The sequence below is a fragment of the Stenotrophomonas sp. 96582_Sma genome (genome assembly GCF_056480905.1).
Genome location: NZ_CM151122.1, coordinates 3,766,230 through 3,789,616 on the forward strand (window position 1 = coordinate 3,766,230; position 23,387 = coordinate 3,789,616).

27 protein-coding genes are annotated in these 23,387 nt (G+C 65.6%); 8 read left to right on the top strand and 19 right to left on the bottom strand.

Annotation, left to right across the window (positions count from 1 at the left end):
• Window positions 1-513 carry a GNAT family N-acetyltransferase gene (locus ACZK2R_RS17560; RefSeq protein ID WP_180837840.1) on the top strand — a complete coding sequence of 171 codons (513 nt, stop codon included), beginning with the start codon at window positions 1-3 and terminating at the stop codon, window positions 511-513.
• A 122-nt stretch (window positions 514-635) separates the two neighbouring features.
• Here the strand turns inward: ACZK2R_RS17560 and ACZK2R_RS17565 are convergent, their stop codons facing one another.
• Complete coding sequence (locus tag ACZK2R_RS17565; RefSeq protein WP_032128518.1) at window positions 636-950, bottom strand: TFIIB-type zinc ribbon-containing protein; 315 nt, start codon at window positions 948-950, stop codon at window positions 636-638.
• Window positions 951-1,099: 149 nt separating this feature from the next.
• On the opposite strand from ACZK2R_RS17565, the gene ACZK2R_RS17570 reads away from it, so the two are divergent.
• Window positions 1,100-1,867 (top strand): CPBP family glutamic-type intramembrane protease, encoded by a 768-nt coding sequence (locus tag ACZK2R_RS17570; protein ID WP_180837839.1) that lies wholly within the window; start codon window positions 1,100-1,102, stop codon window positions 1,865-1,867.
• A 94-nt stretch (window positions 1,868-1,961) separates the two neighbouring features.
• Window positions 1,962-2,387 carry a response regulator gene (locus ACZK2R_RS17575; RefSeq protein ID WP_049400506.1) on the top strand — a complete coding sequence of 142 codons (426 nt, stop codon included), beginning with the start codon at window positions 1,962-1,964 and terminating at the stop codon, window positions 2,385-2,387.
• A 107-nt stretch (window positions 2,388-2,494) separates the two neighbouring features.
• On the opposite strand, the gene ACZK2R_RS17580 is transcribed toward ACZK2R_RS17575, so the two are convergent.
• Window positions 2,495-3,433, bottom strand: coding sequence for an alpha/beta hydrolase (locus ACZK2R_RS17580; protein WP_180837838.1), 939 nt, complete (start codon window positions 3,431-3,433; stop codon window positions 2,495-2,497).
• An 84-nt stretch (window positions 3,434-3,517) separates the two neighbouring features.
• Window positions 3,518-4,369, bottom strand: coding sequence for an alpha/beta hydrolase (locus ACZK2R_RS17585; RefSeq protein WP_180837837.1), 852 nt, complete (start codon window positions 4,367-4,369; stop codon window positions 3,518-3,520).
• 173 nt (window positions 4,370-4,542) lie between these two features.
• On the opposite strand from ACZK2R_RS17585, the gene ACZK2R_RS17590 reads away from it, so the two are divergent.
• Entirely contained in the window at window positions 4,543-4,881 is a 339-nt protein-coding gene (locus tag ACZK2R_RS17590; protein ID WP_180837836.1) for a hypothetical protein, read from the top strand.
• 248 nt (window positions 4,882-5,129) lie between these two features.
• On the opposite strand, the gene ACZK2R_RS17595 is transcribed toward ACZK2R_RS17590, so the two are convergent.
• On the bottom strand, window positions 5,130-5,474 hold the full coding sequence (locus ACZK2R_RS17595; RefSeq protein ID WP_478487442.1) for a hypothetical protein: 345 nt from the start codon (window positions 5,472-5,474) through the stop codon (window positions 5,130-5,132).
• 245 nt (window positions 5,475-5,719) lie between these two features.
• Here ACZK2R_RS17595 and ACZK2R_RS17600 point away from each other — a divergent pair, with 245 nt between their 5' ends.
• Window positions 5,720-6,385: an SOS response-associated peptidase gene (locus ACZK2R_RS17600; RefSeq protein WP_478487444.1), complete on the top strand. Its 666-nt coding sequence runs from the start codon at window positions 5,720-5,722 to the stop codon at window positions 6,383-6,385.
• Between the two features lie 40 nt (window positions 6,386-6,425).
• Here the strand turns inward: ACZK2R_RS17600 and ACZK2R_RS17605 are convergent, their stop codons facing one another.
• Genes ACZK2R_RS17605 through ACZK2R_RS17635 form a run of 7 tightly spaced genes read right to left on the bottom strand, consistent with a single transcriptional unit; the run spans window position 6,426 to window position 12,287 of the window.
• Window positions 6,426-9,536 (bottom strand): SGNH/GDSL hydrolase family protein, encoded by a 3,111-nt coding sequence (locus ACZK2R_RS17605; RefSeq protein WP_478487446.1) that lies wholly within the window; start codon window positions 9,534-9,536, stop codon window positions 6,426-6,428.
• Between the two features lie 9 nt (window positions 9,537-9,545).
• Window positions 9,546-10,580: a hypothetical protein gene (locus ACZK2R_RS17610; RefSeq protein WP_478487448.1), complete on the bottom strand. Its 1,035-nt coding sequence runs from the start codon at window positions 10,578-10,580 to the stop codon at window positions 9,546-9,548.
• Entirely contained in the window at window positions 10,577-10,864 is a 288-nt protein-coding gene (lysC, locus tag ACZK2R_RS17615; RefSeq protein WP_478487450.1) for an Rz1-like lysis system protein LysC, read from the bottom strand. Before lysC ends, ACZK2R_RS17610 begins: the two co-directional genes overlap by 4 nt.
• Window positions 10,840-11,274 carry a hypothetical protein gene (locus tag ACZK2R_RS17620; RefSeq protein ID WP_478487452.1) on the bottom strand — a complete coding sequence of 145 codons (435 nt, stop codon included), beginning with the start codon at window positions 11,272-11,274 and terminating at the stop codon, window positions 10,840-10,842. The genes lysC and ACZK2R_RS17620 overlap by 25 nt, the downstream gene beginning before the upstream one ends.
• The gene (locus ACZK2R_RS17625; protein ID WP_478487453.1) at window positions 11,261-11,485 is read right to left on the bottom strand and encodes a DUF7940 domain-containing protein; all 225 of its coding nucleotides are present in this window, start codon (window positions 11,483-11,485) and stop codon (window positions 11,261-11,263) included. The genes ACZK2R_RS17620 and ACZK2R_RS17625 overlap by 14 nt, the downstream gene beginning before the upstream one ends.
• Window positions 11,482-11,799 carry a hypothetical protein gene (locus ACZK2R_RS17630; protein ID WP_478487455.1) on the bottom strand — a complete coding sequence of 106 codons (318 nt, stop codon included), beginning with the start codon at window positions 11,797-11,799 and terminating at the stop codon, window positions 11,482-11,484. Before ACZK2R_RS17630 ends, ACZK2R_RS17625 begins: the two co-directional genes overlap by 4 nt.
• Window positions 11,796-12,287 (bottom strand): glycoside hydrolase family 24 protein, encoded by a 492-nt coding sequence (locus tag ACZK2R_RS17635; RefSeq protein ID WP_478487457.1) that lies wholly within the window; start codon window positions 12,285-12,287, stop codon window positions 11,796-11,798. The genes ACZK2R_RS17630 and ACZK2R_RS17635 overlap by 4 nt, the downstream gene beginning before the upstream one ends.
• Before the next feature lie 389 nt (window positions 12,288-12,676).
• Between ACZK2R_RS17635 and ACZK2R_RS17640 the strand changes: the two genes are divergently transcribed.
• The 3 genes from ACZK2R_RS17640 to ACZK2R_RS17650 all read left to right on the top strand — a co-directional run bounded on the left by ACZK2R_RS17640 (window position 12,677) and on the right by ACZK2R_RS17650 (window position 13,786).
• A complete protein-coding gene (locus tag ACZK2R_RS17640; protein ID WP_478487459.1) occupies window positions 12,677-13,090 on the top strand; it encodes a hypothetical protein in 414 nt (137 codons plus the stop codon).
• A gap of 148 nt (window positions 13,091-13,238) precedes the next feature.
• Window positions 13,239-13,604, top strand: a complete 366-nt coding sequence (locus ACZK2R_RS17645; RefSeq protein ID WP_478487460.1) for a hypothetical protein — start codon at window positions 13,239-13,241, stop codon at window positions 13,602-13,604.
• Window positions 13,601-13,786, top strand: a complete 186-nt coding sequence (locus ACZK2R_RS17650; RefSeq protein WP_478487461.1) for a hypothetical protein — start codon at window positions 13,601-13,603, stop codon at window positions 13,784-13,786. The genes ACZK2R_RS17645 and ACZK2R_RS17650 overlap by 4 nt, the downstream gene beginning before the upstream one ends.
• On the opposite strand, the gene ACZK2R_RS17655 is transcribed toward ACZK2R_RS17650, so the two are convergent.
• The 8 genes from ACZK2R_RS17655 to ACZK2R_RS17690 all read right to left on the bottom strand — a co-directional run bounded on the left by ACZK2R_RS17655 (window position 13,755) and on the right by ACZK2R_RS17690 (window position 23,339).
• Window positions 13,755-16,088 carry a hypothetical protein gene (locus ACZK2R_RS17655; protein ID WP_478487462.1) on the bottom strand — a complete coding sequence of 778 codons (2,334 nt, stop codon included), beginning with the start codon at window positions 16,086-16,088 and terminating at the stop codon, window positions 13,755-13,757. The two genes, ACZK2R_RS17650 and ACZK2R_RS17655, sit on opposite strands and share 32 nt — an antisense overlap.
• The gene (locus tag ACZK2R_RS17660; protein ID WP_478487464.1) at window positions 16,088-17,197 is read right to left on the bottom strand and encodes a hypothetical protein; all 1,110 of its coding nucleotides are present in this window, start codon (window positions 17,195-17,197) and stop codon (window positions 16,088-16,090) included. The genes ACZK2R_RS17655 and ACZK2R_RS17660 overlap by 1 nt, the downstream gene beginning before the upstream one ends.
• Before the next feature lies 1 nt (window position 17,198).
• Window positions 17,199-17,855: a hypothetical protein gene (locus ACZK2R_RS17665; protein ID WP_478487465.1), complete on the bottom strand. Its 657-nt coding sequence runs from the start codon at window positions 17,853-17,855 to the stop codon at window positions 17,199-17,201.
• Window positions 17,852-18,289: a hypothetical protein gene (locus ACZK2R_RS17670; protein WP_478487467.1), complete on the bottom strand. Its 438-nt coding sequence runs from the start codon at window positions 18,287-18,289 to the stop codon at window positions 17,852-17,854. The genes ACZK2R_RS17665 and ACZK2R_RS17670 overlap by 4 nt, the downstream gene beginning before the upstream one ends.
• Window positions 18,286-18,900 carry a hypothetical protein gene (locus ACZK2R_RS17675; RefSeq protein WP_111097957.1) on the bottom strand — a complete coding sequence of 205 codons (615 nt, stop codon included), beginning with the start codon at window positions 18,898-18,900 and terminating at the stop codon, window positions 18,286-18,288. Before ACZK2R_RS17675 ends, ACZK2R_RS17670 begins: the two co-directional genes overlap by 4 nt.
• Entirely contained in the window at window positions 18,900-19,352 is a 453-nt protein-coding gene (locus ACZK2R_RS17680) for a hypothetical protein (RefSeq protein ID WP_478487469.1), read from the bottom strand. Before ACZK2R_RS17680 ends, ACZK2R_RS17675 begins: the two co-directional genes overlap by 1 nt.
• A 94-nt stretch (window positions 19,353-19,446) precedes the next feature.
• The gene (locus tag ACZK2R_RS17685) at window positions 19,447-21,927 is read right to left on the bottom strand and encodes a hypothetical protein (RefSeq protein WP_478487471.1); all 2,481 of its coding nucleotides are present in this window, start codon (window positions 21,925-21,927) and stop codon (window positions 19,447-19,449) included.
• Window positions 21,927-23,339 carry a phage adaptor protein gene (locus tag ACZK2R_RS17690; protein ID WP_478487472.1) on the bottom strand — a complete coding sequence of 471 codons (1,413 nt, stop codon included), beginning with the start codon at window positions 23,337-23,339 and terminating at the stop codon, window positions 21,927-21,929. The genes ACZK2R_RS17685 and ACZK2R_RS17690 overlap by 1 nt, the downstream gene beginning before the upstream one ends.
• Window positions 23,340-23,387 lie beyond the last annotated feature (48 nt).

Sequence of the window (23,387 nt, forward strand, 5' to 3'; positions counted from 1 at the left end):
ATGTCGTTGCAGATCCGCCGCGCCACCCTTGCCGACGTCGACGCGTTGTCGGCCATCGCGATTGCCACCTACAACGAAACCTGGGGCGATTCCTATCCGCCGCAGGAGCTGCACGATTTCCTGCAGGCGCACTACAGCAGCGAGCCGCAGCGCATCGAACTGTCCGATCCACGCAGTGCCATCTGGCTGTTGATGGACGGTGACGCCGTGGTCGGCTATCTGGCCGCCGGTGCCAACACCCTGCCGCACACGGATGCACGAGAGGGCGACATCGAACTGAAGCGGTTCTACATCCTGGCCGCACACCAGAACGGCGGCCATGGTGCACGCCTGATGGACGCGTTCATGGCCTGGCTGGACCAGCCGCAGCGCCGCACCCTGTGGGTGGGCGTGTGGGAAGAGAATTTCGGCGCACAGCGCTTCTATGCGCGTTACGGCTGCAGCAAGGTTGGCGAGTACGACTTCATCGTCGGCGACACCCACGACCGCGAGTTCATCCTGCGGCGGCCGTGATCACGCGCTCCATGTAGAGTCGAGCCATGCTCGACTGCACCTAACCTGTAGAGTCGAGCCATGCTCGACTGCACCTAACCTGTAGAGTCGAGCATGGCTCGACTCTAAAAAGCGCGAAGCGCCTAGAAGTCGAACAGCTCCGACAGGAAGCTGTCCTTCTTCTTTTTCTTGTATCCGTGGCCCCGATTGTCCTCGTAGCGCTGGCCCAAGTGGCGGGTATCACGGTGCATCACCGGCGGCGGAGAGGATGCCGGATGCTGCTGTACAGGCGCGGGCGGCGGCACGGCCGCACCGGCACCGGCACCGGCACGCTCGATGATCTTGTCCAGTTCACCACGATCCAACCACACGCCCCGGCAGCCGGGGCAATAGTCGATCTCGATGCCATGGCGTTCGGCCATCTGCAGGGTCTGGGTCTTGCACACGGGGCACAGCATCGGCATTGCTCCTGTCGGTCCTGCATCGACTGTACCTGTGCGGTGATGACTGTGCGGCAACGCATGACCGATGGCACAGGGACTTCCGACGCGTGCCGATGCGGCGGCAGTCGCACACACTGGGCCCCTGTTCCGCAGGGAGTGCGTACATGACCGCGTTGTCCCGCCTGCCCACCGCCGCGCGCCTGCTGCTGGTCCTGCTGGGCGTTGGCCTGGGCCTGAATCTGCGCGATATCGCTGCGGCCGCAGGGACTCCGATTCCCGCCCTGCCCATACCCTACGGCGGCAGCCTGCTGGACAACGCGCTGGCGGTGCTGGTGGCACTACTGCTGGCCACGCTGCTGCGGCCCCGTGGCATGGGCCTGCTGGGCAGCCTCGGGCTGCGCGGGAATGGTTGGGGCGGCCCGATGTGGGTGTTGCTGGCCAGCCTGCCGTGCTGGCTGGGCCTGGCGATGCTCGGCACCCCGAACACCGCGCTGACCGCGCTGGACGCCACGATGCTGGCCGTGCTGTTCCCACTGGCCGAGGAAGTGCTGTTCCGCGGCCTGGGCTTCGTGCTGCTGGTGAAGATCGTGCGTGGTCCGTGGCCGCTGCTCGCGCTGCCGCAGGCGCTGCTGTTCGGCATGGTGCACTGGCTGGGCTTCGGTGGGTTCGACGGTGGCGGCATCGCGCTGTTCGTCGGCGCAGTGATCGCCGTGGGCGGCTTCATCTTCGCCTGGCTTGACCACCTCGACGGCGACACCCTGTGGTGCGGCCTGGTCCTGCATGTTTCGATGAACCTGGCCTGGAATGTGTTCAGCCTTGACGACGCCGTCGCGCTCGGCTGGCAGGCCACCAGCCTGCGCATCGGCACCGCGCTGCTGGCGGTGGCGATGCTGGCCTGGCACGTGCGCCGCCAACGGCGCGGACAGCTGTAACGCCCACTTAGCTTGCCGTGCACGCCGGGCTCACTACCGGCTTGCGCATACTTGCGCGCCTTTCGCTCCCCCTGTTGTCCGGAGTTGCCGCGTCATGTTGCTGTCCAAGCGCTTTGTGGAACCGCGCGTCCTGCTGATCGAGGACGCCGAGGAAACCCAGGAACTCAGTCGCCTCGCCCTGGAAAGCCAGGCCTGCCAGGTCACCGCTGTCAGCAGCGCCGAGGCCGCGCTGGGCCTGCTCAACGCCGGTGAACCGTTCGACCTGCTGTTCACCGACGTCTGCCTGGGCGGCATCAGCGGCATCGAAACCGCCAACCGCGTGCGTGAGCACCTGCCGCAGCTGCCGATCCTGGTCACCTCCGGCATGGACCAGCACCGCGTGCTGCCGCAGCTGCGCGCCGGCATCCACTTCCTGCCCAAGCCGTACAGCATGAGCGAGCTGCTCGACGCCATCCGGCTGTGCTTCCGGCACGCAGCGGATGCCACGTTGATACCGCCGCCGCAGGCCAGCGCGGCCTGAGGCAATCATCCACGCCTGGCGTGGATCTACTGATTCCGTTTCTCTTCGGCATGGATCCGCGTCAACACCACCGGTAGATCCACGCCATGCGTGGATGCAGCCCCCCATCAACCGCCGGTGTACGGCCCTTCACCCGGCATCACCTCCAGCAGTGCGCGAGTGATCACCTGCGGGTAGACCGTAAGATGGTCCTCGCCGTCAATCACCACGTTGTCCACCTTCAACTTGCGCCCCGTGCGCTTCAGCTGGGCAGTGAAGTCCGCGGTCTGCTTCAGCATGTCGTTGCCGGTGGAATAACGCGGCCCTGGCTTGTCCGTCTCGTAACTGCCCACCGACAGCAGCACGCGCGTAGGCTGCGTCGGGATGACTGCGGCATCCTGCATGCGCGGCAGCAGAAGCTGGTCGAACCACAGCGAAGGACTGGACAGGATGTAGGTGCTGAACATGTCCGGTTGAGTGGTCAGCACATAGGCGCCGAACAGCGCGCCATAGGAATGACCAGCGAACATGCGCCGGGCGGGATCGGTGCGATAACGCGCATCGACCATCGGCAGCACCTGTGTCGCCAGGAAATCACGGTAGTGCGCGGCACCGCCGTAGGTGACGTCATCACTGTAATAGCCATCGACCGTGCGCGCCGGATTGCTGGGCGTGTAGTCGCGCGAGCGGCTCTGCTTTGAAGTCAGGCCTTCCTGCGGCGGCAAACCGACCAGGATGAAATTCTCGATGTTGACGCCCTGCTGCCCCACCAGATTGCGCACGCTGCGCACCAGCGGGAAGCTGTACAGCGCATCGGTCACGTACAGCACTGGATAGTGCTTTTCAGGGTGCGCGGCATAGTCGGCCGGCAGCGCCACCCAGATCGGATAGTCGCGGCCCACGGGGTCATGTATGCGCAACGCTTCCGTATCCGGCAGCACCACGCCTGGCGCAGCGGCTGCCGCGCTCTCCTTCGCTTCACTCTGCGCTGCCGGCGGCGCCACCGACATCGCACAGCCACTCACGGCCAGGCAGGCCGCCACACTCCATCCACGCACACGCTGCATCCACGCTCTCCCATTGCGGGCGACGCACCCGGGTGGCGCCGCTACCGCATCCTCACACGTCATGCGGTGCAGTGCCACGCCGGATCAGGGCGAGGCCTGCGGCGGCGCCGGGAACAGCGTGCGCAGTGCCTGCAAGGCGGCCGGATGATAGATCGTCGCGTGGGTTTCCTCCGGCAGTGGCAGGTGCTTCACCAGCGGCGACGGCGACGCCTGCTGCAGCAGCGTGGCCAACTGCGCGGCGGACGCAGCCAGCTCCGGCTGCCCACTGCTGGCCAGGAACACACGCAGCTGCGCACGCGTCACCGCCGGCAACTGCTTGGCCGCAGCGGCCAACATCGTGCCCCGGTTCCACCACAGGCTGGGGTCCAGCGCGATGTAGCTGTTGAAGAGTGTCGGCTCCTGCAGCAACGTCTCGACCACGAACAGGCCGGCCAGCGATTCACCGATCAGCGCGCGCTCGTCGGTGGTCGGGTAGCGTTGGCGCACCTGCGGCATCAGTTCATCGCGCAGGAAGCTGCGGTAGGCCGCTGAACCGCCGATGCGGGGCGCGATCTTCTGGTCCTGCGGGTCGCTGCTGGGGCCCGTCATGTCGCGGCGGCGCTCGGTGTTCTCGATGCCGACCAGCAGGAACGGACGCATGCTGCCGTTGCCGCTCAGCACCTGCACCAGCCCGGCCACATGCAGGAAGTCCTCGCCGATGCCGCCATCGGCCATGTACAGCACCGGCAACGCCGCCTTCGGGTCCAGGCCCCACGGCTGCGGGCGGTAGACATTGATGCGGCGGGTTTCGCCCAGCGCCTTCGATTCAATGGTGAAGGTCTCGCCGATGACCAGCGGGGTTGCGGCGGCGGCCTGTGCGGACGGCGCCGGCTCGGCGGCCATCAAGGGTGCGGCGGAGATGGCGGACAACAACAGCGACAGCACGATCAGACGCATGGGGTGGTCCATTCCAGGAAAGCGCTGAGCATAGACCGCCGGAGACATTGTCGTTCGCGGCACTTTGCCGATCTACTGGAATTGGAGCACCATGGAGTCGGTGATGGTCATGCAACGCGCACCTTGGCTCACGGACTGGTCACCGCCAGGCTCATATTCACAAGGAGGTTCCCATGTTGAGTGTATTGATCGCCATCACCCTTGCTGCCGGCTCACCGCAGGCCAGCAGCATTCCCGCAGCATCCGCAGCGTATGCGGACTGCCTGCTAGCCCACCTTCAACCGGGATTGTCCGACCGCGCGATCCCGCTACTGCAGCAGGCCTGCGCCTCGAAGCATCCGGAAAGCTACGTCGCATCGGCAGAACTGGAACGCCGAATCAGCGCCCAGCGCCGAGCCGACTTTGAGGCGGCTCAAGTGGAGGCGGTTCGTTCCGCGAATGCGGCAGCAACGGCCGCACAGGAGGCTGCCGACGCGGCGGCGGCTAAAGCGAAGAATGCGCGGACGAAGTAGTTGACCTGGACGAGCGCCACAAAAAAGGCACCGCATTGCGGTGCCTTTCTGAATGACCTGGGTCATTGGATGCAATGGTGGGCCGTGAAGGATTCGAACCTTCGACCAAAAGATTAAAAGTCTGACGAAGAACCATTGCGGCGCAAGGCTTTCGCCCTGATTCCCGCTCCGCAACACCATCTGCAACGGCGCCCTGAAACCCTTGTGTGGCTTGGCGCCGTTTCTCGTTGCGGAGCGCCCCAAAGCCCCTACCCGATCCAGCCGAAAGGCGGATCCTGGTCGGCCTTGGCCAGCCGGTTCCCCCGGACCTTCTCCTGCCATGCCAGGATCTTGGCCACATCCTCCCGCAGCCTGTCCTCGTGCCTGGTCACCCACAGCTCGGCCCCTGCCCGGCCCTGCTCGTAGCTGCTGCACCAGCGGAACGGCCCGCCGGGGCCATGCCGATGCCGGTCCAGCGAGGCGATCCAGATCCCGTCATTCACCCGCTGGGCCATAGCCACCACCCACACGCTGTGGCAGGCGATCACGGTCAGCGGGTCATTGGGCAGGCTGGCGGACCTGGTCGTCCAGCGGAAGTCGGCGGGGAGCGGCATGGCCGGAAGGATACGACCGGCCGTCGCAGATCCTGCGAACGCGGGGGGTGACCTGGCTGAATCGTTCGGGATGGGTGCCGGCGCGGCGCTGCTCACGCGCCCCCGGGTTGAGCTGCCTGCGGCCCCGGATCCGGCAAGGTCAGGATGCCCGCCCGGCACGACTGGCGCCATCGGGCAACCTCGCCCTGTCGAGTCGGGCTGTCCCTACACGCCCCGGGCACGGCAGGCCGGGCTACCCTCCGGCCATGTGCGGCCGATTCGTCCAGCTCCCCGTGATCGACTTCGGCCAGCCGGGGCTGGCTGACCTTGCCCCCGGCCTGGCCGAGATCCAGCCCAGCTACAACCTGGCGCCGACGCAGCGCGCCTCAGTGATCCTGGACCGCGGCGAAGGCCGGCAGGTCACCCGCTTGGCTTGGGGCCTGCTGCCGTTCTGGGCCAAGGCCAAAGGCCTGCAGGGCTCGACCATCAACGCCCGCATCGAGACGGTGGCCACCAAGCCCGCCTTCCGGGCGGCGTTCAAGAAGCGCCGCTGCGTGATCCCCATGGCCGGCTACTACGAGTGGTCGGTCAGTCCCGAGGACGGCAAGAAGGACCCGTGGTTCATCCACGCCACCGGGCCGCTGCTGGCCGCCGGGCTGTGGGAGGACACCAGCCCACTGCTGCCCGACGGCAACTTGGGGACCTTCACCATCATCACCGGCGACAGCAGCGGCGTCTCAGCCGACATCCACGACCGCATGCCGGTCTGGCTGCAGGCCAGCCAGATCGATGAGTGGATGGCAGCCAGCCCCGACGACGCCATGGCCATGCTGCTGGCCAGCGAGACGCCGGCGATGGAGGCCTACCGCGTCAGCCGCGCAGTGAACACGCCGCGGAACAACCGCGAGGACCTGCTGCAGCAGGTTGCCTGATCGAGGGACCGAGCATGTGCTCTGCACGGCCCCTCTGCGATCACCCCAGTACCGATTCAACCAGCACCTGACCGTACCGCGCGAACTCCGCCGGGCCCGGGTGGTTGATGAGGTTGGCCATCGCCAGCGACTCTGGAGCCGCGCCGATGCCGCCGAGCTGGTCATCCCGCCCGATCCAATGCTGCGGAACGAATGCGCTCCCAGACTCCATCGCTGCGCGCCACAGAGCCCGATTGGTGTAGTTCCAGCCGGACAACGTGGGACCATCCACCGAGTTGCGGCGCGGCACGGACATGATGACCACATCCATTCCCGCTGTCTGGGCCTGCTGGGCAATGCTCTTCACCCGCGCGAGCGTGGCCGTCTGTCCCAGCTCATTCATGCCGAAGTGGATCAGCAGCAGGTCCGCACCGGACGCCAGCATCGGCGCCAGGCGGTCTGGGTACAGGCCGTTATTGATCGTGTCGGCGCTGTTGGTGCCGCCGATCCCGAAGTTCAGATGGGTTACTCCGGCGCCGCTCAGCTCTTCCAGCGCGGCCACCAAGTGCCAAGGGGCGCTGATCTTCACGTGTACCCGTCCCGCTCCGTCCCCGAAATCGTACTTCGGCAGCGCGGCCACCGTGTCGGCCGGCACATATCCCAGGTAGGTCTCGGGGCGGTCCCGGCCAGGCCCGTTGGCGGTGTATCCGACATTGCCGGTCTGGATGGCTGTGATCGAATCGCCATAGGAGGCCACCGTGATCGCCTCACCGCGCGCCGCTTTGCCCAGCACCCGGCGCAGGCAGGCGCGGTTGTGCATCAGCAGCTGCTGCCAGTCGGTTTCACTACCTCGCCGCACTACGCCGCCCTGGAACTGGCCAGCGTTGATCGCGGTGACGCTGTTGCCGACCACGTGCAGGTAGCCGATGGGCACCAGCCCTGCATCCGGCTCGGGGCGATACTCGATGGCGTCGAAGTCGCGTTCGGCGCCCGCCTTGACCGAAACCACCTGCGTCTGCGGATCGATCTGGATCACGTCGTACCGCTCGCGCTTGTAGCTGTAGCTCACATCAATATCGTAAGCAGCGACGTTCACCAGGCCGCGCACCTTGCCATTGACGTGGTAGGCGAAGTCAGCGCCCAGCGTCAACGGCGTGCCGGTGTCGCTGCGCACCGCCGATACGCCACTCAGGTTGCGATGGCCAATCCATACCCCAGCGATGCTGGTGAACACGGTATCGGTGTCATAGATGAGACTGTAGTCCTCCTTCGTCTCGGTCCCCGAGGCGGCAGCCGTGACGGAAAGCGCCGCGTTGATGCCGACCCTGCGACCGTCACCGTAAGCGGATCCGGACACGAATACCGACAGGCCGAAGACCTCCACGTCGACATCGTAGGCATCCAGCAGGCTTGCGCTTCCCCCGCCTGCGTCTTCTGAAGCCACGCGGTACACGTCACCGCCCAGCTGCCAGGCGAGCGCCGAGCCGGTACCAATTGCTGAAGAGCCCCGAAACCACCCGCGCTGCTGTTGGTTGTAGCCGTTGTCAGCAGCGCGCGTAATGCCAATCCCGATGTTCGCCGATGCTCCCGTGAACGCCCACACCTCGAAGAGATAGGTCTGGCCTTCGACTGTCGTAATCGCAGGGAACGGGAATCGCAGGTCCTGCCATACCCCGGACGCGGCAACCAACCCGAGTTCCGCCACAGTCTTGCTGCCGCTGTAGATCAGCGCTGCGGTTCCGTCGTTTGCAGGGTAGATTCCGGCCGTAGTGGGATTGGTGGGGCGCGACCAGACGCGCAGCCGGAGAGTGGACACTGTGCTGGCCAGCTCAACGTTGAGCGCCACTGTGGCAATGGAGGCACCCGCCGCAATGTCCTGGCCAGCACCAGCCTGCGCTCCGAACGTCCAGGCGTAATGACCGTCGGTCTGTGGATACCTCGCTTCGTTGGTCACCCTTGATGCAGATGCCATGAAGGACAACGAGAAACTGCGATCGATGACGCTGGCCTGCACTTCGAGCGCATCAACCTGCGGTGCCAGCATGCTGTCTACCTCACGGAAGTAGGCCTCATAGGCCAAACGGTTGGGCGAACTGATCAGCTGGCTCGAACCGCCAGCATTGCCGAACCAACCGCGCCGGAACTGCGTGATGCCGGGAGCATCGTTGCGAATGCCGATCGACAGCCCGCCGGCCGCGCTGAGCTTCCAGACCAGCAGGTCCGAGCCGGTAACGGTGACCGCCTGCGGCAATCGGAACTCAATATGCTGCCAGTCGTTGCCGTCGGCCAGGTCCGCGCCGTTCACCGTAACGTGGGTGAGCAGGGTGTCGTTCGCGGTCGGCGGGTAGGCCGACGTGCTTCCCGCCTGCACACGCGAGTACACCTCCAGCGTGATGTCTCCAAGCAAGGGAACGTTGCTCATCCAGAACCGGTAGGCATTGACCAGCTGCCCGGCGACCGCCTCTGACGCGGAGTAGACAGCCCGATTGCCGACCGGATCGTTGACCGCGTTGTGCAGGACCTGCGTGACCATCTTCTCCGTCACATTCACCTGCGTGAGTGCGTCATCAGCACCGCGGGTAGCCCTGGCGATTCCGAACCGTGTCGGGTTGCGGTCGGCCTTCGTGGCAATCAGATCCGCGCGCAGCCACTTCCAGGCGGTTCCGGTCCAGCTGTATTGCCCGGCGTTGCTCACCGGCGACCCGCTCACCGGGTCAGTGTGCTGACCTGCATCGTTCGTGACGAATGCGCCCTGCCCAGCAAACGCTCCCGTCTTCGCAGCCAGATCGGCCCAAGTCGACTCATAGATCGCATCGCTCGATTGCGCGGCCTCCAGATCATCAATCCGGCCGTTGAGAACGTCTTTCGTGCTGTCGAGTTCTGCCGGCTGCACAGCCGAATCCGCGCGCGCGCCCTGACCGGCAGTGGCGAAACTACCGGAAGGCTCGAAGGCAGCAGTTCCGAGGCTATCGATCACCCCTTGGACCGCTCCCACCTTGAAGTCCAGAGAATCTGCGTCAGTGGAGCCATCGACCCCCACCTTCCGCTGCACAGCCTCGATCGCGTCGTTGGCGTCGCCATGCTGGCTGGAGTGGGAGCGCACCTTCGCCTGGCTGTCGTTCGGCAGGGGATTGTCGAATTGATCGATTTCGCTGGGGAATTTCGTAGTCATCGGGATACCTCAGGAGATGCGTACACAGAGGACGGAACCGTTGCGGTACATGGCACCGACAGCCACACCAGCGGCTGCGGCTGCGGTGTCATCAACGGCGTTGGGAAGGCTGACCAGCGACGCGATGATCACGAAGTCGGTGGCGGCATGGTTGGCGGCAGTCCCCAGGCCGAGGGAGTCAGCGATGTCGGCGGCAGTGACGTCGCCCTGCAGGCCAACCACGGAACGGGTGGCGTCGACGTCTGCGGCGTCCAGCGAGACTGTGCCGGTCTGCCCGTTGACCGACTGCACCAGGTCAGGAGGCGTCTGCAGCAGCGTCCAGTCGGCCATGGTTCCGGCGCTGCCGCCGTTCTGGATGTAGGTGCGGTTCTGGTCCGTGCGGACGGCTACGTCGCCCTCCTCCACCACCAGCGCCAGCTGCGCGGCCTCACTGTTCACCACATAGGTGGACGTGATCGCAAGCGCCGGCAGGTACTGCGTCGGGATCTTGCTGGCGGCGTCCAGCGGCGTAATACCGTTGGGCTGACCCTTCTGCGTAGCGATGCGCGCATCGGCCCGTGCATCAGCACGCGCGGCGGTGAAGTACAGATTGCTCCCGCCCTCGGCCAGGTCGTCAGTGCTTGCTACCGCGGTGGCGATGACGCGGCCGTACACGTCGCGGGTGATCTTCAACAGCGCCTGGCCGTCTTCGGTGTTCCCGACTTCTTCCAGCCGAACCACAGTGTCGCCATCGCGGCCATTGCCGTTGACGACGGTGATCCCGCCGCCGGAACGGAAGGTCCGCATGCGCCAGTCGGCAGGGCCGACCAGAACCGGGTAGCCAATACCCGATACTTTGGCGAACGCCGCGAGGTTCTTCGGGACGTTGGTCACGTTGTCCCAAGTCACGCTGCTGCTGCCGGTGCCGCCGCCGAGTTGGGCCGGATCGATCAGTGTCTTGCCGTCGGCCGCGTACAGGTTGACGCCCACGATGGCGCCTTTGGTGGCATCGGTAGGGATGTTCACCACACGGCCGAGCTGGTCCTTGAGCTTGACCTTGCTCACGGCTGGGTCTTCCCCTCACCCAGTCTGCGGATCTCGCCCATGCGGCTGTCGCAGTCCTGCAGCGTCTCCAGGTTGGCGTTGTAGGCCTCCACCACCGCCTCTACCGTGCGCGACTCTGCGCGCTTGGTCGGGCAGGGCTTGGTCAGCCGTGCATCGACCGGCACCAACTTTTCGACGGTGAGACGAACCACCTCGGGCAGCTTCGGCTGCTCGGGCTTCTTCGAACAGGTGCCGAAGCCGCACAGCGGCAACAGCAGGATCAGAGCAAGGGGATGGAATCGCACAGCTGCATCTCCAATTGGGACCGGCATACCGGTTTCATCTTGGCCGCCTGCAACGCCTTCTCCGCTGCGGTGGCTCGGCGCTGGCCCTCGGCCGCCGCCGCTTCAGCACGGCGGGCCGCCGCGTCGGAGGCCTTGCGCGCTGCCTCGGCAGCATCGATCGATGCCTGGGTCTGCCGGTTCACTTCCTGCAGCAGCTCGCCGGCGGCGTTGGCCGCGCGCAGGTTCTCTGCAGCCTCGGCGCGTGCGCCTTCCAGCTGTCGCTGCACGGCCTCGATCTGCTCCCGATCCTGTGCGGCCTGGCGGTCCTCACCTCGCTGGCAGCCGGCGACGAACAGGCCGCCGGCCAGCACCACCGCAAGGCCCCAGCGGATCAGGTCTGCATAGGGTCGGATCGGGTCAGGGATTTGCATCGGAGCGCCTCCGGGCCTTCAGCACGCGGGCCACCACACCGACCGCTCCGAGCGCTCGGATCGACCACTTCGCCGGCTCGGGCAGTTCGTCCATCCAGCCCATGGCGGCGATCGCGTCGTACATGTCCGGGAACAGGCACACCAGGCCGAACACCCACACCGAGGCCAGCTTCCAGGCGCGGCGCCACCCGTCGATAAGCTCGACCTTCATTTCAGCCCCCTGAGCTGTTTCAGCTCCTTGATGTCGGCCTTGTTCTGCTCGACCTGCACGGCCAGCTTGGCCAGTTCGAGCTTCAGCGCCGGCACATCGGCCAGCTGCGTGTTGAAGGTCTGCAGCTGCTGCTGCACGGTGGCCATCTGCTGGTTCGTGACCTGCTGCTGGGTCAGCACCGCCTGCATCGAGCTGATCAGCCAATACCCGCCAGCGACCATGAAGCCGGCGAAGGCCCCCACGATCCATTTCTCGACGGGGCCGAGCGAAATGCGGGTGCGGCCGTCCTGGCTCGGCTGGGCTTCCATGCTCATACGCCCCCACCCAGAGTGCCGCCGGCCTTCTTGTAGATCTGCCGCAGCTTCTCCAGGCTCTGTTCGTGCTGGCCGTAGCCGGCGCCCGGCAGGCTGGCCCACTCCTTGGAACACAGCGCCACGGCGCGGTCGAACTGACCGGCCTTCACCGCGTCAAGCGCACGGCGGCCGCGGATCAGCTCGATGCAGCCCTTGTCCTGGCTCAGCGGGCCGAAATCCGGCAGCTTCAGCCGAGCCTGCAAGGTGGCCCAAGTCCGCTTCAGGAACTGGTACCGGCCGGCAGCGGTGGAGCTGAGCGTGGAATTCAGCCGCACCAGCCTCTCGGGGTGCTTGCTGAGGTCGGAGAACAGGCCGCCGCCCACCAGGACGTCGTAGCCGTGCTGCTTGGTCGGCTGCCGGCCGTTGTCGGTCCCTTCGGACCAGGCCAGCATGTCCAGGAACGCCACGACGTTCTGCCCGCCCGCCTCCTGTGCTGTGATTCGTGCCACTGTCGGCCCCCTTGGAAGTGATGGGCCTACGGTGCCTTCAGGGGGTTCCGGTTCAATGGGCTACTATTGAGCCTCCACACCAACCGCCTAGCCCATGACGACGCTCAGATACATCAAAGCCTCTGAAATTGTTAAATATTTCAAAGACAAAGGGATCACAGCCTCGTGCCTTCGGTGTGGGGTGTCCAAATGGGAACTGACTGATACCGAATTTACGAGGGGTGTAGGTGGGCCGATCCTATCCCCCGAAGGGATTCCAACCCAAAAGCATCGTCCACTCATCCATTTGTTCTGCAAGAACTGCGGTACAACTTGGGATCTGGAGAGGTCCGTTGTCGCGAAGGTGATCGCCGAAGGTGAAGCCGACGTGGACGAGAGCGAGAATTGAAATGGCCGCCCCCGAGTTCTACATCGTCAACAGCCAAGGTGGCAGAGACGTACCCAAGGTCTATGCCAAGAACTCTGAAGAACCGACTGATGCCGCCGTTCAGCAAGTTGTGCTTGAAGGTGGTGGTGGCCCGCCCCATGATGGAGCCATGGAAGCACGAGTTGCCAAGCTGGAAGTGACCACTGAGTACATCCAAAGGGATGTGGCAGAGATCAAGTCCGACCTGAAAATCACCAACCAAGCCATTCGCGACTTCAGCACTCTGGTGAACTCTGAGTTTCGAAAGGTTGACGACGAATTCAAGAAGGTCCGCGATGAAGCGAAGGCCGACCTTCACAAGATTTTCGCCGCCCTGGTCTTCGTTGCCGTTGGTCTTGCTGGACTGATGGCGAAGGGCTTCGGCTGGTTCTCTTAACAGCCACCTTCGAACGATCGATGAGGCCCGGGCAACCGGGCCTTTCCTTTGGCGCGGAGGCCTGCCGGGGCTGGTGGTACCATCCGCGTGCCCGGGATGGCCGGGCTGCCAAGGATCGTCAGGCCCCTGGCCAACCATGAGAGATCGAATGAACCTGATGCATTCGTCGATGGACGAGCTTCGAAACTATCGGACGAGCACCAGGCAGCTCCTGGCTGAAGGCAAAGATGCCTTATCCGTGATGGTTGCTGTGGATAGTCGGCTGATTGAGGTTTCGAATCATGTAGCCATCTGCCATCGTGTTCTGGCCGAGAGCAGGGCCAACCTCCGCTTCAGCATGTTCGCAGAGCGGAAGAAGATCCTTGCCAGTATCGAGCGGACAGGCAACATCCTTGAAGAGCTCGACCAAATTCAGTACGAGCTCGTTGATGTGAAGGGGCAATGCGTGGGCATGCTACGAAGCGAGCTCCAGGGAATGCAGCGCGCTATCAACCAGCTACTGGGGAAATCATGAACGACTGGAAGAAGACCAACTACGGCACCCCGAAGACATGGGCCGAGATCCAGAACGAGAAGACCGAGGCGGAGCTGGAGAAGGTCAGTGCCAGCCCCACGCCGATGCTGCTGTGGCTGGGCTTCCTTGCCCTTCTGCTGCTCGTTTGCGTTATTGGTTTTGTCCTGTCATTCCTGCGCTGAGCTGCTGCTCCACCTGATCCGCAAGCTCTGCCACGTCAGGGTCACGGCTCCGATCCGCAATCCCTCGCAGCACTTGAAGTTGAGCGGGAAGTTCGCCAACGGGCCTCTCAGACGTGCGCGCCAGCCAGTTCACGTACTTGGGCGAGGTCATTAGCTTGGCCGTCGCGTTCGCGATACCCGAACCAATCAGCGATCCGCCAACTGCAAGAAAGGCGCCGCCAGCATTTCCCATCGCCAGCGCGGTACCGGCACCGGCGCCAGTCGTGGCGATCTGACCTATCAGTGCCTCACGCCCAGCAGTTCCTGACGGGTTGGCAAACACCTTGGAGCCCTCCCTGATGCGCGACGTGGCCTTGGCGACGGTCTCCATGTTCTTCTGGAACTCCGGCCCGTAGCTGCCGAACAACACCTTGCGGGCCTCGGGGCTGGTGTTGGCGTAGTTCGTCAAGAATGTGGACATCGAGAACACGTTGTTCTCGTCGGTCTGCTGACTGCCTACGGCGCGCCCCATGCGTCGGATGAACGCGGACGTGACCATCTTCTTTTCGTTCTCGGGCAACGTCTGCATGATCGAGCGAATGCGCGTCGGGCCATCCTTGGCGCCGCTCACTGCTGCCAGGTATGCCGCTTCGCCGTCCTTCTTCCCGATGATGTTGTCGATGTTCTCCAGCTGGTCCACGTAGCGGGAGTGGTACTGATTGGCGCTGGTCAGGGCTTCTGCAGCCTTCGGGTTGCCCGTGGCCTTGACGGCCTCTTCCATGTCCCTGCTCAGCGCCGCATAGACCGGGCGCCACATGCTGCGTGGTACATCGCTGCCGAAGTTGGCGTTGTCGATCTCCCGACCGACCAGCGACCGGAGCTTCTGCAACGCCTCGTAGGGCAGCCGGTTGTCGGTCATGTTGCCCAGTGTGGCCATGACGTTCTGCTCGATCTGGTCAGCCGACGGCACCGGTTCCATCACGGTCATCCCCAGCGACTTGCGGCGCGCGTTCTCCATCTCGATGGATCGGGCCTGGGCCTGCAGATAGCCGCGGTATGCATCTGCCTGCTCCTGCACGCCGGGCTGAGTCAGCAGTGCCTGGACGCCCTGCGTGTCATCGATCAGGCCGCCCTCGATGCTGCCCAGGCGTGCGTTCTGGAACAGACGGGAGGTGGAAGGCGCACCGGGAATAGCCTGATTCAGGTCAGCCAGCGCCGCCTGTACATTGCCGATGTCGACCCGCGTGTCCTGCGGAATCAGCTCATCCAGTTGCTGATACAGCGCATTGCTCTCGGCGCGCGAAAGCTCCTTGAATCCGCCCGGTCCGGCGATTCCTTGCCGAATGGCCAAGCCGGCCATTTCTGGATCAACGACTTGGCCACCCGGAGCCAGAGAAGTCGCGATGTCATCGATGCGCTGTCCGAACTGCCCGGCTTGCCGCTGTGCAAATCGGTCGATCACACCCGCTGAGCCCGGAACACTGCCGAGGAACGTCTCGGCAGCCTGCAGCACACGATTGCCGGTGGCTTGCCCCATGCTTGGCTGCACGCCAGCCTCCGCGAATTCACCCAGAGCAGCTCTCAGAGCGCCTGGATCGCTACCGCGCAGAACTCGCCGCGTCGTGTTCGCCGCCACCGCCGGCACCACGCCAGATGTGGGAAGACGAGGAACTGCACCCGGTGCAAGACCGCCGGCCAAGGCCGCAGCCAACTGCAGGCCAGCGCCGCCGCCGGCTTCGCGGGTGCCTCCAGCGGCAGCGGAGCCACCGACCGTGCTGGCGACCTGTAGCGCGGGCTGGGAGGTCAGGAAGTCGGCGGCAGCAGTGCGCACCGAGGGCGCTGCGGCAACGGAGCGACCAGCATTGAGCGCCCCACCCGCTCCCAGCGTCAGGCCGGTACCGGTCAGCGCTTCGCCGACATCGCCCAGCACGCGGTCGCCGGCGGTCTGCGCCTGGGGCAGGCCCAGCACATCGGCCAGGCGCGCGGCATTGTCGCGGAAGCTGGCCACGGGACGGCCGGTGACCTTCGTTTCCAGCGCGCCCAGGGCATCGCCGCCGAGGGCGCCCAGGAGGCTACCGCCTCCCTGGAGAATCGAGCGGAGGCCGAAAGCCGCATCACGCCCCATGCCGTACTCCCAGCCATCAGGCGCCAAGGCCTGCACAGCTGGTAGATCCGTGATCGGTGGTTGGGCAGTTGGCGCTTGGGGGCCCTGCTCCGCATCGCGCTGGGCCTTGTAGGCCTGTGCCAGCCGGCGGGCGTCCTCAGTGTTGCCGGCGGCATCAGCGGCGCGCAGGGCCTGTTCGAGTTGTTCCAGAGTGGCCATCAGCGAACCCCGTACTTGCCGAGAAGGTCATCCACACCGCCGCCTGCCGAAGGCGCTGATTCGCCACCGGCCTGCGAAGCCGCGCCACGCATCAAGGCACGATAAATCAGGTCGGCGTTGACGCTGGCCGGCTTGGTCGAGCTGAAAACCGAGCGCTCCGCTGCCTTGAAGTCCGCATCCGTGACTGGACCAGACGGGTTGTTGATGCGCGCCTGCCTGCCGGCGGCCGAGCTGGTGTAGGCGTCGAGATCGCTGTTGGCCAAAATGTTGGCACCAGGCAGGCGACCAACCAGCGGGCCTGCAGTGAGGCGTCCTCCCTTCGCCACCTCGATCCGGATTTGCTCAGGTGTCATCAGCCGCACCTGCTCTGGCGTCTTGCCCAAGTACGCCGCAGCGAAGTCGTAGGCGTCGTCGGCCAGCGCCTTCCCCGCAAACGCTTGCTTCAGCTCGTCGCTACTCATCTTCTGTCCAGCGCCGCCAGCTGCGCCGCCGGCAGCAGTCCCCCCTGGATTCCAGCGGCCGTCCCGCTGCAACCCGAACTGCTCCTTCGCCAGAGCGAGGCGCTGTCGCGTGGCGTCCGCAGTGGCATAGGAGCTGGCAGCACTCGCATCCGATGCGCGCGCGCGTGCTGTATCCGCAGCGATGCTTGCCCGGCCCTGGTCGGTCGTGCTGATCCCGCCGCCGCCGGGCAGAAGCCGGTTGTTGATCAGGTTCTGGCCCTGAATGCTGGCCAGCTCCACCGGGCCATTCGCCACGCCCATCAGGTAGGCGTTGCCGCCGCCGAAGTCACCGGCAAGCGATCGCGCCACCGCGCCTTGGCGGAAGTCCTGCTCCTGCAAGGCGCCGCGGTAGCCACTGAGCTGCCGGGGATCGATGTTTCCTGCGATCAGATTGGTGAGAAGGCCTGAATCCTCTTGGCTATAGCCCGCCTTCAGCAGAACGTCCCTACGCTGCTCTGCGGCGACGCGCTCTGCAGTGTCCTTCTCCGCCTTCGCGAGAAGGACTGCCAGCTGTGCAGCACGCGTCTGGCCGGCCTGATATGCCCGCTCCTGCCCCGCTCCGCCACCTGCAAATGCCTGCCCCAGAGAGGCCCATCCGTTCGTAGCCATCTCAGCGTCCCCACAGGTTCGAATTCTGGTACCAGGTACTGGCCTGGTTGCCGAAGTTGGCGGTAGCCCCAGCATTGGTCTTGGGCGCAGCACCGCCGCGCGCCGCCATCCCGCTGCCGATGCCTTGGGCGATCTGGCCGGCGGCGGTCAGCCACGGATCGGGGCGAATAGCCTGCAGCCGGAGCTGTGCCAGGAAGTCATCGCTGGCCGCCTCGCGCCCGATCAGGCCCAGCTGCGATGCGAGATTCCCGCTCTGCAGCGCCTCGCGCCTGCGTTGCTGCTGTGGCGCGTCGATGCGGGCCATCAGCCCGGCTGCGCGCTGGCCGTAATCGCTGATGCCAAGCGCGGCATCATTGGCCGACGCCCGGTAAGCGTCACTGACTGCGCCCCCCTGATTCAGGCCCCGGCTTGCCGCCATCTGCGCGGCCTGCGACTGGTCCATCAGGCTGCGTGTGACGGCCGCCCGCTCCGCGCTGCCGTCGTCGGTCGCGCGCTTGGTCAGCAGCTGGTTCACCGCGTAATCGGCACGCTCCTGGTTGGCCGCCTGCTGGTAGATCCGGTTCGCCGCCTGGTTGTCGGCCTTCTTGGCAGCCTGGTGCTGCGTGTACTGCTGCGTCGCGGCGCCGATCACCGCGATGGCCGTTGCGACCCACGTCATGGCTGTTCCTCCAATTCCAGCGGCTCGTCGTCGGGCATGATCACCAGCGCCTCGATCCGCTCCAGATCCGTTTCGTCCGTGAGGTGGACGGTTACCAGCTCGCTCGGCGCGTGCGCGTAGATGGCCCGCTTCATTCCCGGCGGCGAGTCGATGACGTGGAAGCCCTGTAGCTCCACCATGCCGTCGGCGGTGCGCAGGGTGACGTGGCCAGAGACAATCAGGGCATGTCGGAAGCGGTGTCGCTTGCCCACGACCAGTGCACCGGCCGGCATCGACATGCGGCGCAGGTACTGGCCAGGAAGGAAGGTGTGCTCCACCGGCATGTCCGCCTGCGGCAGCTGCGCGCACAGTTCCTGCAGCTGCACGATGTCAGCAAGTGATGGCTGGCTCACCAGCCGAGCCATGGTGCTGATCACGTCGGGCATCGCGTTCATCGGGCACCGCCGTAGCCGAAGCCTGGCTGGTACAGCGTGTTGTAGACATCGCGGAAGCCCCGGCGGTCTGCTGCTGCCTCGCGGCTGCGGGTATACACGTCTGCAAGGCCGCCGAAGATCTCGCCCAGCGAATCAGCCCGCAGTCGGCCCTGTGCGGCCTGCAGGTTGCCCTGCAGCGCCTGCGCCGACTGCGTGGCTCCGCTGGTCAGGCTCATGCCGCCGGCGACCTGCGACAGCAGGTTCTGGCGGGACGTCTCGTCCGATGCCTTCAGGTCGGCCAGCGCGCCCTGCGCCAGGCGCTCGGCATCCAGCACGCCGCGCTGATAGTCCTCGCCGAGGCGACGGTTGGCGTCTACAGCTGCGGATCCGCCTGCGAGGCCGCTGCGGGCCATGGCGAACTTCAGGCTTCGGTCTGCCTGCTCCTTCTGTCGCCCCAGCTCGCCACCATAGAAATCCCGAGTGGCGCCCAGGAAGTCGTCGTAGCCGGCCTGACGCGAGGGTGCGCTGTAGAGCCGGTTCACCTGGTCGGTGGCGCGATTGATGTTCGAGGTTCGCCAGGCCTCGGTTTGTGCCGCGGCATTGGCCGCCTTGCTTCCGCTACTGCCGCCCATCAGGCACCTCGCATACGTGAAAAGTGAGCGATGTCCTCGCCGTTGGCGCCCTGCCTGCTCCAGACACCGTCGTCCTGCATTCCCAGCGACCGTTCGAACCACTCGATGGCCGCCAAGCGGTCAGCCAGAGCATTGACCTGCAGACGCCGCGCGCCGGCTTCGAATAGCTGGTCGATCAGCCAGCGGCTGGCCTTCGTCATCGCGCGCCACTGCTCGGCCCAGCCCTGTTCAGTGCCGACCATCCACGATTGCCAGATGCCCGGGCCGACCGGCTCGAATCCGCCAGCAGCAGCGGGCGTCCCATCAGCGCGCAGCACGGTGAGGGCATACGGGGAAGAAGTGGCCCAGGCATTCACCAGCGCGTGTGCGGTGGTGTCCGGGCTGTAGCTGGTGCCGCCCAAGACGGCCCGGAACTGGCGCTGCTCTTCGTGCCGAAGAATGTCGGCCAGCACCACCAGGTGGAGTGGCCGACAGGGCACAACATTGCGCGGGAGACGGGGGGAAATCATGCCGAAATGCTGACTTCCTACCCCCCTTGATCAATGGTCACGCCATCGGGCGAAGGTCCTGCACGTACAGGCCGAAGGCATTCCACTGCCATGCCTCGGTGCCGTCGTAGACCAGCCGCACAGCGAACGTGGGCGCCGCCATCGACATTGGCACCGGCCCACCGGTGAGCGTGTCCGGGTCGACCTGGTATGCAGGGGTGAACGCCCCACCGTTGGTCTGGTCGAAGCCCACCTGGATGCCGACCTTGCCCCGCCCAACCACCTCGAAGCCGTAGAGCATCTTCGTGACGCCGGCCGGGCCAAAGTCCAGCCACGGCCACTGGATCACGCCTTGGAACGGAGTGAACACGCCCGGGGAGAGCTCGTCCCCGATCGCGCCGTCGACCATGCGATAGATGCGGTCGGCCGAACGCAGGTAGAGCGCGTCGCCCTGGATCGCCCAGGTGTGCACCTCGAACGGGAAGACGTACCGCGACCAGGCACCCACCTGTCCAATCTGCGTCATGGTGTAAACGAAAACCTCTGTCTGGCCGTCCTTCGCGAACATCAGCCAGTACTGGCCAGCGGCCGGGAAGTACAGGCCGCGCGGCACCACCGAAGGCTGCGCCAGCCATGCCTGCACCAGCGGGTCGATCGGCATGCCTACGTCGCCAGCCTGGAAGTTCGTGCTGCTGGCAGCGATGCCGACGCTTCGCACGCCCTGGCTGGCCAGGAACAGCAGATCGTTGCCCACTGCCGCAATGGCGCGGTGCTGGGTGCTGCCCACCGGCAGCGCGTCGAGCAGCGACATGCTGGCCGGATCTTCATCGATCTGCCACAGCTGGAATGCCTCGGCATTGAACACGGTCAGGTTGCCGCGGTAGAGGCCCATGGCAGCCACCGGGTTGGCGCCGTAGTTCTGCAGGCCCGTGGGCAGGAACCCGGCATCGTTGGCGCTGCTCCAGTCCTTTGGGGCCACTGTGGCGCTGTATGGAACGGTGTCGCCATTGCCGGCGAAGACCTTGGAAGCGCCGATCAACACAACCTTGCTGTTGGGGCAGTTCGGGTCCTCTACCCGGCGGCTCACCGCCTGCCAGGTCACGCTGCCATCCACCACGGTGCCGCCCACGTTGGTTGGCCATGCCGGCTCGCTGCCGCCGCTCACGTACAGCGGAGACGCTGTCCAGGTAACCCGGGTGATCGCCACAGCTTCCCAGGTCACCCCGCCATCGACCACGCGCTTGCCGAGGATGTTCGGCCACGCTGGCTCAGTGGCACCGGTGTGCGCCACCACGTCCTGCACTGCGCGATACACCAGGCCTGCGGGAAGGCCATTCACGGCACCGCTGACAGTGAGGTTGTCGGCACCGGTCACGTGGTCATGGTCACCAACCGACCACAGAGCGATGACGCCCCGGGCATACGACGCGCCGGCTGGCTTCGGCGAGACCGCAGTGGAGATCGCCGCATCGCTGCTGACGATGTTCCCCTGCGTGTAACTGATCATCACGTCGTCCTTGTCGTACCAGCGAATCTCTACCCAGCCGCGCGTGGCGCCAGCCTTGGCCGGGCCCTGCTCGATCAGACAGTTGGCCGTGAGGGAAGCCCCGTCAGCGACGACGAAGCGCGCCTGATTCACCGCTGCGCCATCGCTGATGCGCCCTGGCAGCTCCAGCTTGCCCGAGACGATGTGCGCACCACCTTCCAGATCCCAGCCGGTGTTGCCGTCGGTGAAGTTGCCGTTGATCGGTGCAGTTGCCGTCGGACTGGGCAGGTTCACCGGCCTGATGAGGTCACCTTTGGCCGCCTGCTTGGCGGCCGTCCACTGCGGGACCGAGCCACCTGCCGTGCCGCTGCCAGCATTCCCCAGCGGGTTCTCCAGCGGCACGTCCTCGTTCACGGTGCCGCCGGCAGTTGCCGGCCACTGCGGTTCGGTGTCGCCGGAGCGCGCGTTGGCACCGCTCACCGAGCTGACCGTGTACTTGAAGCCGTTGTTGGCCGACGGCACCACCACATTGCCGACAGTGCGCGCCGCGTAGGCCTCCCATGTTGCGTGGCCACCACCGGTGTCGACCAGCGAATAGGCCAGGCCGTTGGGGGCCGTCGGGCTGACCAGCGCCCCCGGCAGGTAGGTGGTGTTGGCCGCCCACGGCTTCCCCTCCTCCAGCCAGTAGTGATAGGTCGACTCATCGGAGAACTCGGCCACCACGTACAGGAACCCAAGGTACGGCAGCGAGTAATGGATCTCCTTCAGCGTCGCGGCTCCGTTGCTCGGGTGCTTCAGCACCACCACCGAGTAGCCAGGGCCAGCCGGCATCACCTGGTCCGCATAGACGACGAACGCGCCCTTGAATGAGGTCAGGCCGATCGTACCGGGCGGCAGGTCCAGTTGGATGCGCGCGGCCTGGCGCATGCGGATGGTGCGGGCTGCGGTCACATAGCCGTTGAGCAGGTCGAACAGCGCATCCTCCGACGCGCCGCCCTTGTCGCGCAGGCGGGTGATGCCGGCCTTTACGGCGGACAGGTAGGTGGCACGCATTAGTTGCCCTCCGGCCAGCCGCCAACGGGGATCGGACGCCGCGCAGGCGGGATCTGTCGCGTGCCGGGGACGTAGCGCCGGGTGCCGTGGGAGCCGGCGATCAGCTGCCGCACATAGGCCTGGGCCTGCTGCATGTAGTTGCCGGCGTCGGGCTGCTTGTAGTGCGCCTTCGCGTTCGCCAGAGCATGGAGGAACACCGCGCGGCTGTTGACCGTCAGCAGGTCGTCGTCACCGGTGAGCCACTTCAGGCCAAGGTGGCCGCGGATCTTGATCGTGTACGCGCGGTCGGGTGCCGGGAAGATCTCGATGCAGCCGGTGATCCGGTAATAGGCCGGCTTGCTCAGCGAGGTGCTGGTGTACAGCACAGGGTCGATACCCTCGATCAGGGGCGTCCACTGCACGTCGTCCTGAATGCCTGCCCAGGTGATGCGTCGGAAGTCCAGGTACTGATCCAGATCCAGCGGCACGTCGTACAGGTTGGCGCCGGGCACGCACTGGATGGTCCACCAGCGCTCGGTGCGCAGTTCCTTGTACTGCTGATACAGCTGGTCCTGAGCGTCACGAATGAAGCTGTCGACCATCGCGTCGAGGTCGAACGGCCGGCGCTGTGCCATCTCCTGCAGGCGGCTGTAGTAGGCCTCGGCATCCTTCTGGCCGTACTTTGCCTTCGCATCGGCGATCGCCTGCATTTCCACGGCCACGCCGTCGATCAGGGTCTTGTCGCCGCCTTCGACCAGCGGCGCCTTCCCGTCGCCGTAGCGGTCCATTGCGTACCGCTGCAGCAGCGAGTCCTGCGCGGTGTTGATGATCTGGTCCACGTCGGCAGACTTCGCCACGGTGGTGATGTAGCCGCCAAGCTGGTCGTAGTAAGCCTTCGCGTCCTGCTGGCCGTGGTGGGCCTTGCCGTTGGCCAGCGCCAGCAGGAAGACGGCCCACGGATCGAGCGTGGTCACGTCGGCGTCGTCATGGAACGGTGCCAGCGGCGTGCTGACGCTCAGCCGGTACTGGTGCTGCAGCGCCACCTGCGCTTCGGAAAGGAAGTTCGTCAGCAGCTCCTTGACGCCCGGCGCCCAAGCATCGGCAGTGGCCTGCGCAGAGAAGCCGAGCCGCCGCAGAAGATCCAACCGCAGCGATACCATCGTGCGCGGCGCAGGCGTGCCCACGTAGGTGAATCCAAGCGCCGTCGATACCGTCTGCCGCAGCTGGTCGAACGTGCGCTGCACCTTCACCGGCTCGACCACGAAGCCCAGGCGCCGGATCACCTCCTGCCGTGCCTTCTTCAGGGACCATTCCACGCCCAGCGATGACAGGTTCACCTGGCCGGTGTCGTAGTTGATCGGCGCGTCATACCCCAGCGGGCTGTCGTAGACGTTGCCGCCGTTGACCATGATCGGTGCGTTGTTGCCGCCCATATCGTTCTCCAGAAAGAAAAACGGCCGACCGAGTCGCCCCGGCCGGCC